The sequence below is a fragment of the Limosilactobacillus kribbianus genome, from assembly GCF_026413145.1.
GTDB lineage: Bacteria > Bacillota > Bacilli > Lactobacillales > Lactobacillaceae > Limosilactobacillus > Limosilactobacillus kribbianus.
This window is the reverse complement of sequence record NZ_JAOVYZ010000042.1, coordinates 1-16,876: the sequence shown is the minus strand read 5'-3', so window position 1 is coordinate 16,876 and position 16,876 is coordinate 1. Positions and strand designations below refer to the sequence as shown.

General features: G+C 52.0%; 18 protein-coding genes and 1 tRNA gene. 1 reads left to right on the top strand and 18 read right to left on the bottom strand.

Annotation, left to right across the window (positions count from 1 at the left end; translation table 11 throughout):
• Positions 1–142: 142 nt before the first annotated feature.
• From OCT58_RS08145 to rsmG, 18 genes are all read right to left on the bottom strand, one after another.
• The gene (locus OCT58_RS08145; RefSeq protein WP_267202376.1) at positions 143–523 is read right to left on the bottom strand and encodes an AzlD domain-containing protein; all 381 of its coding nucleotides are present in this window, start codon (positions 521–523) and stop codon (positions 143–145) included.
• A gap of 13 nt (positions 524–536) precedes the next feature.
• Positions 537–1,400: an AzlC family ABC transporter permease gene (locus OCT58_RS08140; RefSeq protein WP_267202375.1), complete on the bottom strand. Its 864-nt coding sequence runs from the start codon at positions 1,398–1,400 to the stop codon at positions 537–539.
• A 140-nt stretch (positions 1,401–1,540) separates the two neighbouring features.
• Positions 1,541–2,680: a sensor histidine kinase gene (locus tag OCT58_RS08135; RefSeq protein WP_267202374.1), complete on the bottom strand. Its 1,140-nt coding sequence runs from the start codon at positions 2,678–2,680 to the stop codon at positions 1,541–1,543.
• Positions 2,681–2,700: 20 nt separating this feature from the next.
• Complete coding sequence (gene croR / locus OCT58_RS08130; protein WP_267202373.1) at positions 2,701–3,390, bottom strand: response regulator transcription factor CroR; 690 nt, start codon at positions 3,388–3,390, stop codon at positions 2,701–2,703.
• Positions 3,391–3,494: 104 nt separating this feature from the next.
• Entirely contained in the window at positions 3,495–4,064 is a 570-nt protein-coding gene (locus OCT58_RS08125) for a hypothetical protein (RefSeq protein ID WP_267202372.1), read from the bottom strand.
• Positions 4,065–4,215: 151 nt separating this feature from the next.
• Positions 4,216–5,358: an IMP dehydrogenase gene (gene guaB, locus OCT58_RS08120; RefSeq protein WP_267202371.1), complete on the bottom strand. Its 1,143-nt coding sequence runs from the start codon at positions 5,356–5,358 to the stop codon at positions 4,216–4,218.
• 80 nt (positions 5,359–5,438) lie between these two features.
• Positions 5,439–6,380, bottom strand: a complete 942-nt coding sequence (gene deoR / locus OCT58_RS08115) for a DNA-binding transcriptional repressor DeoR (protein ID WP_267202370.1) — start codon at positions 6,378–6,380, stop codon at positions 5,439–5,441.
• A gap of 106 nt (positions 6,381–6,486) precedes the next feature.
• On the bottom strand, positions 6,487–7,197 hold the full coding sequence (deoD, locus tag OCT58_RS08110) for a purine-nucleoside phosphorylase (protein WP_267202369.1): 711 nt from the start codon (positions 7,195–7,197) through the stop codon (positions 6,487–6,489).
• Positions 7,198–7,215: 18 nt separating this feature from the next.
• Positions 7,216–8,514, bottom strand: a complete 1,299-nt coding sequence (locus OCT58_RS08105; protein WP_267202368.1) for a pyrimidine-nucleoside phosphorylase — start codon at positions 8,512–8,514, stop codon at positions 7,216–7,218.
• A 25-nt stretch (positions 8,515–8,539) separates the two neighbouring features.
• Positions 8,540–9,733 (bottom strand): phosphopentomutase, encoded by a 1,194-nt coding sequence (locus OCT58_RS08100; RefSeq protein WP_267202367.1) that lies wholly within the window; start codon positions 9,731–9,733, stop codon positions 8,540–8,542.
• A gap of 48 nt (positions 9,734–9,781) precedes the next feature.
• Positions 9,782–10,459 carry a deoxyribose-phosphate aldolase gene (gene deoC / locus OCT58_RS08095; RefSeq protein WP_267202366.1) on the bottom strand — a complete coding sequence of 226 codons (678 nt, stop codon included), beginning with the start codon at positions 10,457–10,459 and terminating at the stop codon, positions 9,782–9,784.
• A 239-nt stretch (positions 10,460–10,698) separates the two neighbouring features.
• Positions 10,699–11,463, bottom strand: a complete 765-nt coding sequence (locus OCT58_RS08090) for a DUF1129 domain-containing protein (protein WP_267202365.1) — start codon at positions 11,461–11,463, stop codon at positions 10,699–10,701.
• A gap of 37 nt (positions 11,464–11,500) precedes the next feature.
• The gene (ychF, locus tag OCT58_RS08085; protein ID WP_267202364.1) at positions 11,501–12,598 is read right to left on the bottom strand and encodes a redox-regulated ATPase YchF; all 1,098 of its coding nucleotides are present in this window, start codon (positions 12,596–12,598) and stop codon (positions 11,501–11,503) included.
• Positions 12,599–12,680: 82 nt separating this feature from the next.
• Entirely contained in the window at positions 12,681–12,881 is a 201-nt protein-coding gene (locus OCT58_RS08080; RefSeq protein ID WP_267202363.1) for a DUF951 domain-containing protein, read from the bottom strand.
• 11 nt (positions 12,882–12,892) lie between these two features.
• Entirely contained in the window at positions 12,893–13,780 is an 888-nt protein-coding gene (locus tag OCT58_RS08075) for a ParB/RepB/Spo0J family partition protein (protein ID WP_267202362.1), read from the bottom strand.
• On the bottom strand, positions 13,767–14,537 hold the full coding sequence (locus OCT58_RS08070) for a ParA family protein (protein ID WP_267202361.1): 771 nt from the start codon (positions 14,535–14,537) through the stop codon (positions 13,767–13,769). Before OCT58_RS08070 ends, OCT58_RS08075 begins: the two co-directional genes overlap by 14 nt.
• An 11-nt stretch (positions 14,538–14,548) precedes the next feature.
• Positions 14,549–15,502 carry a nucleoid occlusion protein gene (locus tag OCT58_RS08065; protein WP_267202360.1) on the bottom strand — a complete coding sequence of 318 codons (954 nt, stop codon included), beginning with the start codon at positions 15,500–15,502 and terminating at the stop codon, positions 14,549–14,551.
• A 16-nt stretch (positions 15,503–15,518) separates the two neighbouring features.
• Positions 15,519–16,244: a 16S rRNA (guanine(527)-N(7))-methyltransferase RsmG gene (rsmG, locus tag OCT58_RS08060; protein ID WP_267202359.1), complete on the bottom strand. Its 726-nt coding sequence runs from the start codon at positions 16,242–16,244 to the stop codon at positions 15,519–15,521.
• Positions 16,245–16,478: 234 nt separating this feature from the next.
• On the opposite strand from rsmG, the gene OCT58_RS08055 reads away from it, so the two are divergent.
• A tRNA-Ser gene (locus OCT58_RS08055) sits at positions 16,479–16,566 on the top strand.
• Positions 16,567–16,876 lie beyond the last annotated feature (310 nt).

Here is a 16,876-nt window from a genome sequence, read left to right as displayed (position 1 = left end):
TATTTAATTTTAAAAAGCAACGCTGTTTAAAGCAAAGAGTGAGCCTTCATTCACACAAATTGTGTAAATAAAGGCTCACTCTTTTGGTATCCCAAATGTCAATAGCTTAACTTAATGACATTGACTGCTGGAGTGCTTTTGATTAGAGAACTAAACTTAAGAGCCAAACGGCGATCAGCCCCGTCACTACGGAGATCGACATCGACCGGGTGAAGTAGGCAATCACCATCACGATCAGGGCCGCGATGATCTGATCGACGTGGCCGAACGGAACGAAATGGTAGCCGGCGGTGGTGACAAACATGTTTTTAACCACCAGGGCGGTAAACAGGCTGACCGGGACGTACTTCATCCACTCGTTGAACCATTCCGGAATCTTCCGGGTAGAGAAGAAAAGAATTGGGAAGTAACGCGGAATAAAGGCCGCAAAGCCCGCAAAGATAATCACGATAATGTGGTACAAGATCTTATTGTTGCCCGTGTCAGAAATCAATAAGGGTAAATTACTAAATAGATGTGCCATAAGCTAGTCTCCACTAATTATCCCGCTTCGGTGGGTTACTGCTCTTTTCGGCAACCAACTCTTCCTCAGCTTCTTTGAGTTTCTTCTTTTCTTTTTGGTCCTCAATCGTTGTCCGGGTCGCAATCGGCCGGAAGACCTTGGTCAAGAACCAATTCTCCTCTGGATTCTTGCTATGCTTGCGAACCGCGTTTTCGATCATGAAACCAATAAAGGAGGCGATCAGGGTCGCAATCACAATCCCCAACGTGTTCTTGGTCAGGACCAAGAAGCAGACTGCCAAGACCGCCGACAATAGGCAGATCAGCAGGGTCAGGTGACTTTGCACTTGCATGACAATCATGTATAAGAAAAGCGCCGTCAGGGCAAAGTCCACGACTTCCAAGTCGATTGAAACCGCACTGCCGATCAGGCCACCGACCATGTTGGCCACTGACCACGAAATTAGTGAATAGTGCTCCACCAACAATCCATCCTGGGGCGACCATTTCTTATCGGTCGCAAACTTGAGGTAGTTGACCGCATAGTTTTCGTCGTTCATCGAAACGGCAAAGAGCCAGATGAAGTGCTGAGATTCATTTTTGATATACTTTGAAAGACTCGAGCCCAGAAGTGCGTACCGCAGTTCCAGGAAGAACAGGGTCATAAAAATTGATGACAAGGGTGCGTGAATGGTCAATAACGAGGCTAAAATAAACTGGGCCCCGCCAGAGAAAACCACGATTGACACCACAAGGATCATTATAAAATTAAAGCCCGCTGCGTGTAATAAAATTCCACAAGCCAATCCGATTGGAATATAGCTAAGGCAGAGCGGCATGGCAATGCCCAAGACTTCAAGCCATCGTGCTTTTTCTGGATTTATTTGCGCTTTAGCCACAGAATTTCCTCCAATTATTATCATCTTATTCAAATTTTAAGGTGACACAATGCCCTTACAGTTTAACACACTCTAAATTTGTTGAATATAGCAGAGCAAAAAAGAATGGCGAATTTCGTTTGAAATCCGCCATTCTTTGATTATTTGGCCACCTGATTACCCTGCTTCAGCGGCAGGGTCACCCGAAAGGCCGTCTCACTTTCGTCCGAGGTGACACTGACCTTGCCATGGTGGAGATCGACAATGCTCTTAACAATCGCCAGGCCCAGACCCGTGCCCCCGGTTGCCCGGGAACGGGAGGCTTCTGCCCGGTAGAAACGTTCAAAGAGGTGATTGAGTGATTTTTCTGGAATCGGTGTCCCATCATTGGCCACCGTAACGACGACATTCGTATTTTCCTGGTGGGCATCGATTCGAACGTAACTGGCTCCATTGCCGTATTTAAAGGCATTGGTAACCAGGTTGCTAAAGACCCGCCCCAGCTTTTCTGGATCGGCCTCGATCAGCAGTGGATTCGGCACAACCTTTAAGGAAATCTCAATTCCCCGTTTTTCGGCCTCCAGGGCAAAGCTGGCGGTTAACTGTTCCAGCAGCTGGTTGAGGTCGACCCGCATGATGTTGACCGGCGCCCCATGTTGCTGAACCTTGGTGTATTCGAAGAGATCCTCCACCAGGTTCTTCATCTGCTTAGCCTTCTCGTAGGCGATGTGGGTGTACTTGAGGATGTCCTCCTCGCTACGATACTGCTTGTCCTCAATCAACCCGAGGTAGCCGATAATACTGGTTAGCGGAGTGCGGAGATCATGGCTAACATTAGTGATCAACTCATCCTTGGACTTTTCAATCTTGCGTTCATCATTCATCGACTGAACCACGCTGTCCACCAGGGCATTGACACTGGTGATCACGTGCTGCTGGCTGCCCTTAAGGCGGAACGGAATCCGGTGGTCAAGGTGTCCCTGCGCAATATAGTGGAGCTCCCCAATGATGTGATCCATCTGATAAAGATGGTATCGCCGCCTGAGCCGCCACCAAACAACCCAGACATCAATCATGACAAAGATGGCGATCAAGATGCGCTGATAGCTCCAGATCTGCGCCTGCATCGGGCCAATCCGCATCGACTGTTTGATCATAAAGATTCCGGTATTAACCCCTGGATTGGACTGGATGACGTCCTGGATGATGTCTAAGATGGCAATATTCAACAGGACCAGCAGGATGACGGTAAGGACCCCTTCAAAAATTAATGAACTTTTTTCACGGCCAGTTAGCTTCACACGCGATCCTCCCATCTCATTTAGTGATTTTCAATCTTATAGCCAACACCCCAGACGGTCTGAATGACCTTTTCACCATTAGTGGCCTCTTCAATCTTGTCCCGCAAGTGGCTGACGTGGACCATCACCGTCTTGGCCGAAACGACACTCTCCTGTTGCCAAACCCGCTCAAAAATATCATCCGCAGAGAAGACCCGATTTGGGTGGCTGGCCAGTAGGTAGAGGATCCCGAATTCCAGGGCAGTCAATTGAATCTTATCGCCCTGAATGGTCTTGACCTCGTGGGAATCCTTGTTGATGATCAGTGGCCCAACATTGAGGACATCAGGCTGATCATTGGTGACTTCACCCTGGCTGCGCCGTAAGAGGGACTTGACCCGGGCCATGACCTCCAGCGGGTTGAAGGGTTTGGTAACGTAATCGTCGGCCCCGGTGATCAGTCCCTGGATCTTGTCCATGTCCGCGGTCTTGGCGGACAGGACGAGGATCGGAATATCGGAGTCCTTGCGCACCTGTTTGATGACTTCCATCCCGTCCATCTCGGGCATCATCAAGTCTAGGATGATTAAGGCGATATCGGGATTAGTATTCAGTTTAGTGAGGGCCTCCTTGCCGTTGTAGGCCGCAACCGGCTCATACCCTTCGTTTCGAATGTAAATTTCCAACAATTGAACGATTTCCTTGTCATCGTCAACAACTAAAATCTTCATACCCCTTGCTCCTTTATATCGATCTCTTCTTTGCACATTATAACGAACCCGGTCGTTCGGGCCGTCCTTTGGGCACAACTTTTAATAAAGATTTAATTTCCGAATTAGTTGACCGTCAGCGTGACCGTCTTTGACTTGTCTCCCTTCGTTACCAGCAGGTAGTAGTTCCCCGCCTTCGTGAAGGTGTAGCTCACCGTTGTCGCAGCTGATTGCGGTACAAAGGTATGCAAAACATTGCCGCTCCCGGCGTCCACGATTTGAAACTGGGTCTGCGCAGGAACATTAAAGTTGACCGCTGCCTGGTTATTATTTAACTTTACCGTGCGGCTGATCGGCGCCGACTGGTCCGCCGAAACCTGTTCGGCCTTGCGGACATCTTGGTGGCTCGTTGAACTACTGGTCTTTTTTGGTGCTGAAGACGACGAGGAAGATGATGACTTTACCGTCGTCTGATGTGGTTCAGCTTCGGCCTGAGCATGAAAGCCAGAGGTTGAAAGGCCGATCCCGGCTAAAATAGCAATAATCAATACTCCCCAGTTAACAAAAATATTGTCCAAAGTCAGGTGTCGGCGTCCGCCGTGGAAAATATGCCGCGATTGCCGCACCCATTGGATCAGAAATACTAAGACACTTAGTACCAATACGCTTAATAAAATTGCCTGATAACCATTCATTGCGCAATACCCCTTTTTCACATAATCCACAGTTACAATTTCTTTAATAAAGTTTCCCTTTTCTCATTGTACCAGCTTCTTAGACGCAGAGAACAAAAAAGCTGACCAAATATCAGATGGTCAGCTTTTTGATTATAATCGCGCTATGAAATTATTTGTAGTTTGGAGCAGCCTTCGTAATCTGCACATCGTGCGGGTGTGATTCACGCAGACCAGCGTTCGTAATTTGAACGAATTGGGCATTTTCGATCAGGCTTGGGATGTCTGGGGCACCACAGTAGCCCATTCCGGAGCGCAGGCCACCGTCGATTTGGAAGAGGACATCGGCAACGTCACCCTTGTAGGCAACCCGAGCTTCAATCCCTTCTGGAACCAGCTTGTTGGCTTCGTTGACACCACCCTGGAAGTAACGATCGGAGGAACCGTGGGCCTGAGCCATGGCACCAACGGAACCCATCCCCCGGTAGGCCTTGAACTTCTTGCCATTGTCTTCAAAGATTTCGCCAGGTGCTTCGGTCGTCCCGGAAAGCATCCCACCGAGCATGACGGCGTTACCACCGGCGGCCAGAGCCTTCACAACGTCCCCAGAGTACTTGATCCCACCGTCAGCAATGATCGGCTTGTGGTATTCGCGTGCAACTTCAGCGGCATCGTAAATTGCGGTGATCTGTGGAACACCAACCCCGGCAACCACCCGGGTAGTACAGATCGAACCAGGGCCGATGCCGACCTTCACAACGTCAACTCCGGCATCAAAGAGGGCCTTGGTGGCAGCACCAGTGGCAACGTTTCCGGCGATCAGCGTCTGGTCTGGGAAGTGGTCACGGAATTCCTTGATCTTGCGCAGCACACCGGCTGAGTGACCATGGGCCGTGTCAATCACGATGGCGTCGGCGCCGGCATCCAATAATGCTTGAGCCCGTTCAAAGGTATCGCTGGTTACACCAACGGCAGCGGCACAGAGCAGACGGTTCTGGTCGTCAACTGCTGCCTTAGTAGCAGTAGCAGGAACCGTGACGCTCTTGACGTTGGCCACTTCACCAGCCTGGGCCTGAATGGACATGTTCTTGTGGACAACCCCGAGTCCACCCTGGAGGGCCATGGCAATCGCCATTGATCCTTCAGTAACGGTATCCATCCCCGCAGAAATGATCGGAATCTTCAGGTGCAGGTTGTCGGCCAGAGTTGTACTCAGGTCGACTTGGTTTGGTAATACGTGGCTCTCCGCCGGAATCAGCAATACATCATCAAAAGTTAAGCCCTTCTTGGCAAACTTTGTGTCCCAATTTGACATCGCTCAAACACGCTCCTTAATTTTGATTAGGTCAACTTTACTAGGAATCGCGCCCGAGGTCAAGACTAAAATGCCGAAAATTAATTAGAATACTCTAATAAATTGTTCGCACTTTCTTGGTCAATCACCAGGGTGTTGGCGTATCCGGCCACCAGCGAACCGTGAATCGCCGGTACTTTAGCCACGTTGGCTGCTACCAGGATGCTGTGTTTCTTCTTTTTCAGTTCGTCCAGGCGAATGCCAATAGTCCGCTCATTGATGTCGTGATTGACAATGTGGCCCTTGGCATCGATAAAGCGGGAGAAGATGTCCCCGACGGCTTCCTGCTGCAGGGCTTTTTGCTCGGCGGCGGTAAAGTAGCCCATCCGAAAGAGTAGGGCTGAATCCCGAACGGTTCCCACCGTGAACATGGCAATGTCGGCCTCTTGCCCTAACTTCAGGATGTACTTGATGTGGGTGTCGTTGGCTACCAGCTCCTTAGTCTTGGCGTGGTCGAAGATGACCGGGACGGGCAGGTATTGCGGAAGGGTGTGGAAAGCACTGGCGAAGGCGTTAACCGTTTCGAAAGCGTAGTTACGAGTCTCCGTATTAGCCATGCTGCCCTTCATTTGAACCACCTTGACCCCAGAGACGTCCTTGGCATCGATGTGGAGTGCCACCTGGTAGACCGTCTTCCCCCAGCCAAGGCCGAGAATATCGTTGTGCTTGACGATCTGCTCGAGGTAGTGGGCCCCGGCAATCCCAACTTCCTCCAGTGGGTTGTCCTTGCCCGGCACAATGATGGCCTTTTTAAGGCTCGGGTACTTTTCAAGCAGGCCCGTTTCCAGCTGGTGAAGGGGGGCCAGGGGGTTATGAATTTTGAAAGTCACCAGGCCCTGATCCCGACCGTATTGGAGCAGGCGGGAAACCGTCGCCCGGGAAATATTGAGTTCTGCCGCGATGTCCTGCTGATTAAAGCCGTCCCGGTAATAAAGCGTGGCGACCTTCAGCGCCAGGGCAATTTTTTTATCCTCACCATCCATTTTCTATTCCCTCCTAAATAAAAACAAGGGAGCTGTAAAGCAAAACAGCAGGCCCTTGTTCACTTTCCCCATTCAATATAGCGAACGAGGAATCAATATTCAACTGTTACTTTCCGGCAATCGCGGTCTCCAGCGAGATGTTAATCATATCGTTGAAGGTCCGTTCACGCTCCTCAGCGGTGGTCTTTTCTTCACCGAAAATCAGGTCACTGACGGTCAGCACGGACAGGGCGCGGAAATGAAGTTTAGCCCCCAGCAGGTACAGACCAGCGGATTCCATTTCGGTACCGAGGATGCCGTAGTCACGCAGCTTCTTCATGTCCAGCTCGTCGTTGTAGAAACGGTCGGCGGCGAAGATGTCCCCCACCTTGGTGTCGATGCCGAGCTTTTCCGCAACGTGGTAGGCCGTATCCAGCAGCTTGAAGTCGGCCAGCGGTGCGTAGTGGAAGCCGGCGCCGAAGGTATTCATCGTTACGGCTGAGTCCGTTGAGGAGCCCTGGGCCAGGATAACGTCACGCAGGTGAACATCTGGAGCGATTCCCCCACAGGAGCCCACCCGGATGATTGTCTTAACACCGAAGAACTTCACCAGTTCGTTGATGTAAATGGACATCGATGGGATCCCCATTCCAGAGCCCTGAACGGATACCCGGTGCCCCTTGTATTCACCGGTGTAACCAAAGGCGTTCCGCACGGAGTTAACCTGCTTAACGTTCTCCAGGAAGTTTTCGGCAATGTACTTTGCCCGCAGCGGGTCCCCTGGCAGTAAAACAACATCTGCGTAATCGCCCATCTTGGCGCCAATGTGTGTACTCATAATCTGTTCCTCCTCAAATTATTCAATAATTTCATGAATCAGCGTTGGCTTTTCACCCTGCGCACCGATTTCAATGCTTTCGTCTAAGAGCTTTTCTACATCTGAAACATCTTCGCGGTTGCTGTAAATGGTCAGCAGCTCGTCACCGGCCGCGACCCGGTCCCCCAGCTTGTGGTGGAGTTCGATCCCCACGCTGTAGTCCAGCTGATCGTCGGCCTTTTGCCGACCACCGCCAAGCAACATACTGGCGGTCCCAATTTCGTCAGCGGTCAGCTTGGTCAGGACACCATCCTGCTTGGCCCGGTACGGCAGCTTGTACTTGGCTTGCGGCATCACCGTGTAATCATCCATGACCCGCGGATCGCCGCCCTGGGCAATTACCATCGCCTTGAAGCGGTTGTAAGCACTGCCGTCGGTGATCGTCTGTTCCAGCAGCTGACGGGCTTTTTCAGGTGAAACAGCCTTGCCACCCATAACGACCATGTAGCTGCCCAGCGTTAAGACCAGTTCAGTCAGGTCGGCCGGTCCCTTCCCCTTGAGGACATCGATCGATTCCTCGATTTCAAGGGAGTTACCGATCTTGTTGCCCAGCGGCTGGTTCATGTCGGAAATCACCGCCATGCACTGCAGCCCGGCCTGTTTGCCGATGTCGACCAAAGCGTGCGCCAGCGCCCGGGACTGGTCGAGGGTCTTCATGAAGGCCCCGGCCCCGGTCTTGACATCAATCACCAGGGCGTCGGTCCCCGAGGCAATCTTCTTGCTCATGATCGAGCTGGCGATCAGCGGAATCGAGTCTACCGTGTCGGTGACGTCCCGCAGGCCATAAATCTTCTTGTCGGCCGGGGCCACTTCCCCGGTGGCCCCTACAATTGCCAGGCCTTCCTTGGCCACCTGGGCGATGAAGTCTTCCTCGGACAGTTCCACCTTGAAGCCCGGAATGGCCTCCAGCTTGTCCAGGGTGCCGCCGGTATGGCCGAGGCCCCGACCCGAGATCATCGGGACCGGAATGCCGGTAGCCGCAACCATGGCCGCCAGTGGCAGGCTGACCTTGTCCCCGACACCCCCAGTCGAGTGCTTGTCAACCTTAATTCCAGGGATTTTGCTCAGGTCCAGCCGTTCGCCGGAATGCATCATCTTCATCGTCAGGCTGGTCTGCTCTTCGCTGGTCATCCCCTGGAAGTAGATGGCCATCAAGAGGGCACTGGTTTGGTAATCAGGGATCGTCCCGTTTACTACCCCGTCGATAAAGAATTGGAGTTGCTCGTCCGTCAGCGTCTTACCGTTCCGCTTGGCGTCGATGATGTCGACCATTCGCATTGCAACTGCTCCTCTCTAATTCGTCTTAGTCGTTGCTGATTTCCTTGTAGAAGCTGGTTCCCCGAACGGAGTCCACGTTGAAGTTTTCCAGAATCGTGGCGCCGAGGTCGGAGAAGGTCTTCCGCAGTCCCAATGACTGGTTGGACTTCTTCATTGATGGTGAGTAAACCAGCAGTGGAACATTTTCCCGGGTGTGGTCGGTGCCGCGGAAACCAGGGTCGTTCCCGTGGTCAGCGGTGATCATCAGCAGGTCGTCTGGCTTCATCTCGTCTAAGACGGTGCCCAGGCGCCGGTCAAAGTCCATCAGGGCCTGACCGAAGCCCTTTGGATTCCGGCGGTGACCGTACATAGCGTCAAAGTCGACCAGGTTGGTGAAGCAGAAGCCGGTGAAGTCCTGCTTCATCACTTCGTCCACGTGGTCCATTCCGTCCATGTTGCTTTCATTGTGGTAGCCGCGATCAATTCCCTGACCGGAGAAGATGTCGTTGATCTTGCCGACACCGATCACTTCGTAGCCGGCCTCACGCAGCCGATCCATGTCGGTCGTGCCGATTGGCTTCAGACTGAAGTCATGCCGGTTGGCGGTCCGGGTAAAGTGATCCTTGTCAGGGCCAACATATGGCCGAGCGATGATCCGGCCAACCGTGTATTCAGGCCCGTTGACCAGGGTCCGGGCATATTCACAGATCTTGTAGAGTTCCTTGACCGGAATTACGTCTTCGTGAGCCGCAATTTGCATTACGGAGTCACCGGACGTGTAGAGGATCAGCTCGCCGGTCTTCATCTGGCGCTCACCATAGTCGTAAATGACTTCGGTTCCGGAGTATGGCTTGTTAACGATCACTTTGCGACCGGAGAATTTCTCCAGCTTGTCAACGATTTCCTGTGGGAAGCCGTTCGGGAAAGTCGACAGCGGCTTCATTACCGGTAAGCCCATCATTTCCCAGTGGCCGTCCATGCTGTCCTTACCAGCGGAGACTTCTTCCATCTTGCCGTAGTCACCGATAGCCGGGTCAGCCAGCGGGACCCCTTCGATTGGGGTATCACGCAGGTTACTGATCCCCATCTTGTCCAGGTTTGGTAATTTCAGATCGCCCTTGTAGAATTCACCAACGTGGCCCAGGGTGTCGGAACCAACATCATCGAACTTGGCGGCGTCGGCAGCGGCACCTGTCCCAACGGAATCCATTACAATTACAAATACACGTTTATAAGCCATTTTTACCCCTCCATCTGGAATACTTGTTAGCTAAAAATTAGTGGCGAACTAGTCCTGCTTGGCAGCTTCTTCAAGGATTTGAACGGAAGCGGAGACCCCGAGCCGGTTAGCACCAGCTTCGATCATGCCGTAAGCTTCGGCCAGGCTGTGGATCCCACCGGCAGCCTTGATCTTGAAGTCTGGGCCAACGGTTTCCCGCATTAATTTGACGTCTTCAACCTTGGCACCGGAAGTGGAGAAGCCGGTGGAAGTCTTAACGAAGTCGGCACCGCCTTTGACGGTTAATTCGCAGGCCCGCTTCTTCTCGTCGTCCGTCAGCAGGCAGTTCTCGATGATCACCTTGAGGAGCTTGCCCTTTTCATGGGTTGCCTCGGCAACGGCCCGGATGTCGTCCTCAACCGCCTGGTCGTGACCGCCCTTCAGTTCACCGATGTTGATGACCATATCAATCTCGTCGGCACCGTCTTCGATTGCCTGCTTGGTCTCAAAGACCTTGCTGGCCGTGGAAGTCGCCCCCAGAGGGAAGCCGATCACGGTGCAGGTGTTAATGTCGGTCCCGGCAAGGCCTTCGTGAACCCGCTTAACCCAGTACGGGTTGATGCAAACGGAAGCGGTGTTGTACTTGCGTGCCTCGGCAACGGTCTTGTCGATCATTTCAGCGGTGGCCTCTGGCTTCAGCATCGTGTGGTCCATGTACTTAGCTAATTGTGCTTGTGTTAACTTCATCGTGATGTCTCCTTTTTTGAATACGCTTTCATTTGATTACGTTTACAGTGTAACAATTCTTTGAACAATTGTCCACAGTTTTCTTGAATATTTTTACATTTGTTAAGAATGGTTACTTTTCGCTAATTAATTTAACTAATTTTTTAATAGTTGCAATTTAAGCAATTGTGAATCAGCGAATTTGGCGGACAAAAAAACAGTTCATTGCATGCTCTGCAATGAACTGTTCCTCAATAATTTTACTTCCGCCGGTTGCCGTAGAAGCCACCGGTAATGTGATAACGCCGCCGGTAAATAATATCACCAACAAAGGTTACCACCGCGATGATCAGGTAGGCCCACTGATTCAGGCGTGGGTTAACCGCGTTTGGCAGCAGGGAAGCCAGCATGTAGACTGCCAGCCAAGCCACCAGCCCAAAGGCAACGGTCAGCACCCGGAACCACATTGGCTTGGTCTGAACCCACTTGCCGTTCTTGTTCTTAGTTGGCTGCAATTGGCGAGCCACGTAAACAAACAGGAGCCCCCCAAGAATAGCGACCAGCAGGATGGCGGTGATACCACTACTACCAGCCCGTTGGCTATGCATTGCCGCCGGAGTCATCCAATACATTAACCCGAACATGAAGGTGAAGATACTCAGGAAAATCAGCATGTTGTCGATTGCCATCAAGCGGATAGACTGCTTCGACACGTGTTCCGGGGTCTTCTTAGGTTTCTTCAACTCCTTAGCCTGTTCCGTCGGGGTGCCGAAGAGAGCCTTGGCAGTCTTGCCCTGCTTTTGCCCCGCGGCCAACTGCTGAGCGGTTTCCTCCAGCATGGCCGGCTTGTCGGCGCTAGCCACCCCGATCCGATCCAACTGTTTGTTCAGCTGGTACATAAATTCTTCGTTCTTGCGCGTCAGGTTGTACTTGCTGTAGACGCTACCCTGGGCCTGACGTTGAGCCTTAACGTGCTGCTTTTGCCGTTGACCGGCCGCAGCATTGCGTGCTTTCTCTTCGCTCACAAATAAACTCCTCTCGTTCCCTTAATCGCGTTCAAAATCAGACGTTAAAGCGGAATTCGACGATATCGCCGTCCTGCATTACGTAATCCTTACCTTCCAGGCGCAGCTTCCCGGCTTCCTTGACGGCGGCCGCGGAGCCCAGCTTGTCCAGGTCGTCGAAGCTCATCACTTCAGCACGGATGAAGCCCCGTTCAAAGTCGGAGTGAATAATCCCGGCAGCCTGTGGAGCCTTGGTGCCCTTTTTGAAAGTCCAGGCCCGGGTTTCTGGTCCACCGGCCGTAAAGAAGGTTTCCAGGCCGAGCAACTTGTAAGCGGCCCGAATCAGACGGTTCAAGCCTGGTTCCTTAACCCCTTCCATTTCCAGGAAGTCGGCCTTGTCAGCATCGTCCATCTCGGCGATCTGTTCTTCGGCAGCGGCGGCAATCCCGATGACCTCGCCATCACCCTTGACGTGTTCCTTGATGGCTGCCATGTACTTGCTGTTGTCGGGATCGGCCATGTCGTCTTCAGAAATATTAGCAACATAGAGGACCGGCTTGCTGGTCAGCAGGAAGAGGCCCTTGACGATCTTCTTCTCGTCGTCGGAAAAGTCAATCGACCGCACGCTCTTCCCGTCTTCTAAGACCGGCTTGATCTTATTTAAGACCGCCAGTTCGGCCAGAGCGTCCTTGTCCCGACCTTTAGCAGCTCGTTGAACCTTGCTCAGACGCTTGTTAACGGCATCCAAGTCAGCCATGATCAATTCTAGGTTGATCGTGTCAATATCTTCAATCGGATCGACCTTCCCGGAAACCGTGGTGATGTCGTCGTCATCAAAGGCCCGGACCACGTGGACGATTGCGTCAGTCTGTCGAATGTTTTCCAGGAACTTGTTACCAAGCCCTTCACCCTTGCTGGCACCCTTAACAATCCCGGCAATGTCGGTAAATTCAAAGGTGGTTGGCACAATCTTCTTGGCGGGGATCAGCTCCTGAATCCGGTCCAATCGGGAGTCGGGCACTTCCACCATCCCCACGTTCGGGTCAATGGTTGCGAATGGGTAGTTGGCCATCTCGGCCCCCGCCTTGGTAATGGCGTTAAACAGCGTTGACTTACCGACGTTTGGCAAGCCGACGATTCCTGCAGTTAATGACATGAATAATTCACTTTCCTTTTTAATTAATCAATAATTTTTATTTTAAGCTATCTCAACGGTTTTGTGGACATTAATTCAAAATTTATTTATCCGCCGAATCCGCGTGCTCCAAAACCTTTTTGAGACCCTTATCAAACTTCTGGCGGGTCATCATCACCAGGTGGCCACAACCCGTGCACTGGATTTTAATGTCTGCACCAACCCGGGTAATCTGCCAGCGGTTGGTGCCGCACGGGTGGGGCTTTTTCATCATTACAATGTCGCCTTTATCGTAAGTTGCCATAGTAATTCCTCCTAGTCCAATGAAATGTTCAATAATTCAAGGATCCGCGTCAAGTCTTCCGTAGATGAGTACGGGATCTCAATCTTGCCGCTCCCTTTTTTCCGGCTCTGGGCAAGGGCAACCTTGGTGCCAAACTTGCTCTGCAACTGGTTCTCAGCCTCCCGGATATAAACCGGTTTGCGCTGATTCTTATGGTGACTCTTCTTCACCGCCGTCCCGTTCATCTCGGCAACCAGCTTTTCCAGCTGGCGAACCGTCAGATTTTGGTCAACGGCCCGTTTGGCGAGCTTAGTCAGCTGGCGCTTGTCCTTGAGCCCCAGAATTGTCCGGGCCTGGCCCATAGAGAGGTCGCCGGCGTTGAGGGCTTCCTTAATCGGCTCCGGCAAGCCCAGCAGCCGTAAATAATTGGCGATGTAGGGCCGGCTCTTCCCCAACTTAGCGGCCACCTGGGCCTGGGTTAAGGAGAGCTTAGTCATCAGTGTTTGGTAGGCCTGGGCCTCTTCCAGCGGTGTCAGATCCTCGCGCTGAAGGTTTTCCAAAACGGCAATCTCCATCATCTGCTCATCGCTCATCACCCGAACAATTGCCGGGATCGTTTTCTGCTTAGCTAGCTTGGACGCCCGGAAGCGCCGTTCACCAGCCACCAGCTCATAGCGATCAACTTGGGGATCCGGTTGGCGTAGGATGATCGGCTGGAAAACCCCCGACTTCTTGATCGAATCCGCTAGTTCCTGGAGGCCGGCTTGATCAAAGGTCCGCCGGGGCTGGTAGGGATTGGCCCGGATTGCACTCAGGGAAACGTCCTGGACGCTTTCGCTGGCATTGGATTCGTCAACGGAATTTTCTTCAAAAAGAGCCTCAATCCCCCGACCGAGGGCACTTGTTTTACGCTTTGCCATGTTTTGCCAACACTTCCTTTGCTAACTCTTGGTAGACGGTGGCCCCGGTCGATCGCTTGTCGTAATCAACAATTGCTAGACCGTGACTCGGCGCCTCAGATAGGCGGACATTGCGCGGAATTACCGTTTGGTAGACCAAATCGCCAAAGGCCTTGCGGACCTCGGCGTTGACCTGCTGGCCCAGGTTGGTCCGTTTATCATACATGGTCAACAGCACCCCTTCAATCTTCATGTTTGGATTGAAGTGCTTTCTTACCAGGTTAATCGTATTTTGCAGCTGGCTCAGGCCTTCCAGTGCGTAGTACTCACTCTGAACCGGGATCAGGATTGAATCGGCCGCCGTAAAGGCGTTGATCGTCAGCAGCCCCAACGATGGCGGGCAATCAATAAGAATAAAGTCGTACTGGTCGCGCACATCGCCGAAGGAATCCTTCAGGCGCGTTTCGCGAGCCATCAAGTTGGTCAATTCTACCTCGGCCCCCGAGAGGGCAATCGTGGTCGGTGCAATATCGAGCCCCGGATGACTGGACGGCTGAATGACTTCCTTGAGCGGAACCTCATTAATCAGCACATCGTAGACACTTTTTTCAATATCACGTTTTTCAATCCCTAAACCGCTGGTGGCGTTCCCCTGTGGATCCAAGTCAATCAGTAGGACCCGCTGCTTGCAATCGGCCAGGCACGCCCCCAGGTTAATACTCGTGGTGGTCTTGCCGACGCCACCTTTTTGGTTGGCTAAGGCAATTACTGCAGCCATACTATTCCTCCTTACTGCTCCTTTGGAATCTCGATGGTAATCCGGTAGCTATCCTTAGTGCTGCTCTCGTGAGTCGTAACCTTAAAACCATTCTCGGTCGCCATCTGGATGGATTTTTTGATCGTGTTCAAAGCAATTCGGCCGTCGCTGGCCTTTGAACTAGTCTTCGCTGGCTTTTTGCTGGTCCGCTTATGCGCTGCCTTTTTAGTTGGCTTGGCTTTTTTAGGCGCCGGGACTGGTTTAGCTGGGGCCGGATCGGCCGGCTGCTGAGCTTCTTCCCGGGCTGCCGCCTTCTGCTTGGCAACTACGGATGGGAGTGGCCGGCCCAAAAGCTTGGCAACCTCGTCCTCAGTTTGCCGAACGGTCAGCCGCTCATTGACAATCCGCATCAGCATCGTCCGTTGCTGATCCTCATCCAAGTCCAGCAGGGCCCGCCCGTGCCGTTCAGAAATGCGGTGATCCAAAATGGCGGTCTGAACCGGGGTAATCAGCTTTAAGAGCCGCAGTTTATTAGCCACGAAGGATTGGCTCTTTCCCATCCCCTTGGCGAGGGCTGCCTGAGTCAAGTGATTGAGATCCATCAATTGGCGATAGGCCTGGGCCTCTTCAACTGAACTCAGTTGGGCCCGCTGCAGGTTTTCCACCAGGGCTAAGGATGCGGACTCTTCATCCGTCATCTTCTTAATGATCGCCGGAGCAGTATCCCAGTTTAAGAGCTTCATTGCCCGATAGCGCCGCTCCCCTGCGATGATTTCGTACTTCGCCGGTTCGTACTCACGAAGGACAATCGGTTGCAGGAGTCCGTGCTCTTCGATCGTGTGGGCCAGCTCCTGCAGGTCTTCCTGATCAAAGACCTTCCGTGGCTGGTAACGGTTGGGCACAATCTGGTCCAGCTTAATATCAACCACTTTGTTTTTTCCGTTATTCGAGTCGCTTTTACCAAAGTTAAACAGCGAAAATGCCATGTTTTCTCCCCCTCACCTATTGAATTGGCTTTTTATTCGGTGAACCCGGACGCCGCGGGTATTTACCCGGCGTTGGCGCAACCTTGTCGATTAAGATGACGTTACGTTCCTCGTCAATTTCCGGTAGTGTTAATTTAACCGTCTGCCGCACCTGACCGCCAAGCTTTTTGATTGCCGCTTGGGCCTGGGTCAGTTCTTCTGGTGCCGCCAGTGCCTTGTAGGCCACGAATTCTCCACCAACCTTGACTGCCGGCAGACAAAGCTCACTAAGGACTGCCAAACGGGCAACGGCCCGGGCCGTGACCAGGTCAAATTGCTCCCGATGCGGGCTCTTCTTGGCACTGAAGGTTTCGGCACGATCGTGAATCAATTGGACATCGGTCAGTCCCAGCGTCGTGACCAGGTCGTCCAAAAAATTAATCCGCTTATTTAGCGAGTCAACAATGGTGACCTTCAATTGCGGGAAGGCAATTTTTAACGGCAGTGATGGGAAACCAGCACCAGCGCCAATATCACACAGCGTCAGCGATTCGGTCTGCAAGCGTGGTTCAGCCAAGGCGCCAATGATGGAATCATAGAAATGCTTGAGATAAACGTCATTTTCGGCGGTAATCCGCGTGAGATTAACGTGTTGATTGCTTTCGACCAGCATCCGGTAATAGGTGGCAAACTGTTCCATTTGAGCAGCTGTCAATTCAATCCCGTGGTCCGCCAGTCGGTGCTGAAATTGTTCAGGATTCATTAATCTTAACTCCTTTCGTGAAACAATTATTGTTTCACGTACTCCACTACTGTACCGTAAATTGGTCCTCGTTTCAACCTCCACGCCGGTTGGGAACATGTTTTTATTGCAATGAATCGCAATCAAAATTGCCCATTTTCTTTTTATTTCAATACAAATCTAAAACATTAGTATTTTTATGATAATTGCGTTACACTATTAGGTAGTGAGTGCATAGTTGCCCACAAAGTTTTTGGAGAATTACTCAAGTGGCTGAAGAGGCGCCCCTGCTAAGGGTGTAGGTCGCGAAAGCGGCGCGAGGGTTCGAATCTCTCATTCTCCGTTATTAATAAAAAAGTGAGTGGAAAATAACCATCGAAGTGGGGCGAGAGGTTACTAGGGTAGGAGTCGACGCTGAAGGCATCGGCTTTCGTCCGTAGCCAACTTGCTTCGCTGCGCTAGACACTAGGCCCACGGTTATTTCCCACGTCATCAAAAAAGGATTGCGAAATCGCAATCCTTTTTTGATGAGGCAGATTGCAAGAAATAACTTGAACGAATTTAATGACGTAAATTAAGCAGGAAGATCTCGATTGGTGTGCGCCAGTTAAGACATTTAAGTGGCCGGGAATTCAGATACCAATTGATTTGAA

Excerpts from the sequence above, each read along its gene's own strand:
- croR (WP_267202373.1), bottom strand. The coding sequence starts at position 3,390 with ATGAAGATTTTAGTTGTTGACGATGACAAGGAAATCGTTCAATTGTTG.
- deoR (WP_267202370.1), bottom strand. The coding sequence starts at position 6,380 with ATGGATGGTGAGGATAAAAAAATTGCCCTGGCGCTGAAGGTCGCCACG.
- OCT58_RS08075 (WP_267202362.1), bottom strand. The coding sequence starts at position 13,780 with ATGGCAAAGCGTAAAACAAGTGCCCTCGGTCGGGGGATTGAGGCTCTT.
- guaB (WP_267202371.1), bottom strand. The coding sequence starts at position 5,358 with ATGTCAAATTGGGACACAAAGTTTGCCAAGAAGGGCTTAACTTTTGAT.
- OCT58_RS08080 (WP_267202363.1), bottom strand. The coding sequence starts at position 12,881 with ATGGCAACTTACGATAAAGGCGACATTGTAATGATGAAAAAGCCCCAC.
- ychF (WP_267202364.1), bottom strand. The coding sequence starts at position 12,598 with ATGTCATTAACTGCAGGAATCGTCGGCTTGCCAAACGTCGGTAAGTCA.
- OCT58_RS08145 (WP_267202376.1), bottom strand. The coding sequence starts at position 523 with ATGGCACATCTATTTAGTAATTTACCCTTATTGATTTCTGACACGGGC.
- rsmG (WP_267202359.1), bottom strand. The coding sequence starts at position 16,244 with ATGAATCCTGAACAATTTCAGCACCGACTGGCGGACCACGGGATTGAA.
- deoC (WP_267202366.1), bottom strand. The coding sequence starts at position 10,459 with ATGAAGTTAACACAAGCACAATTAGCTAAGTACATGGACCACACGATG.
- OCT58_RS08065 (WP_267202360.1), bottom strand. The coding sequence starts at position 15,502 with ATGGCATTTTCGCTGTTTAACTTTGGTAAAAGCGACTCGAATAACGGA.
- deoD (WP_267202369.1), bottom strand. The coding sequence starts at position 7,197 with ATGAGTACACACATTGGCGCCAAGATGGGCGATTACGCAGATGTTGTT.
- OCT58_RS08105 (WP_267202368.1), bottom strand. The coding sequence starts at position 8,514 with ATGCGAATGGTCGACATCATCGACGCCAAGCGGAACGGTAAGACGCTG.
- OCT58_RS08070 (WP_267202361.1), bottom strand. The coding sequence starts at position 14,537 with ATGGCTGCAGTAATTGCCTTAGCCAACCAAAAAGGTGGCGTCGGCAAG.
- OCT58_RS08100 (WP_267202367.1), bottom strand. The coding sequence starts at position 9,733 with ATGGCTTATAAACGTGTATTTGTAATTGTAATGGATTCCGTTGGGACA.
- OCT58_RS08125 (WP_267202372.1), bottom strand. The coding sequence starts at position 4,064 with ATGAATGGTTATCAGGCAATTTTATTAAGCGTATTGGTACTAAGTGTC.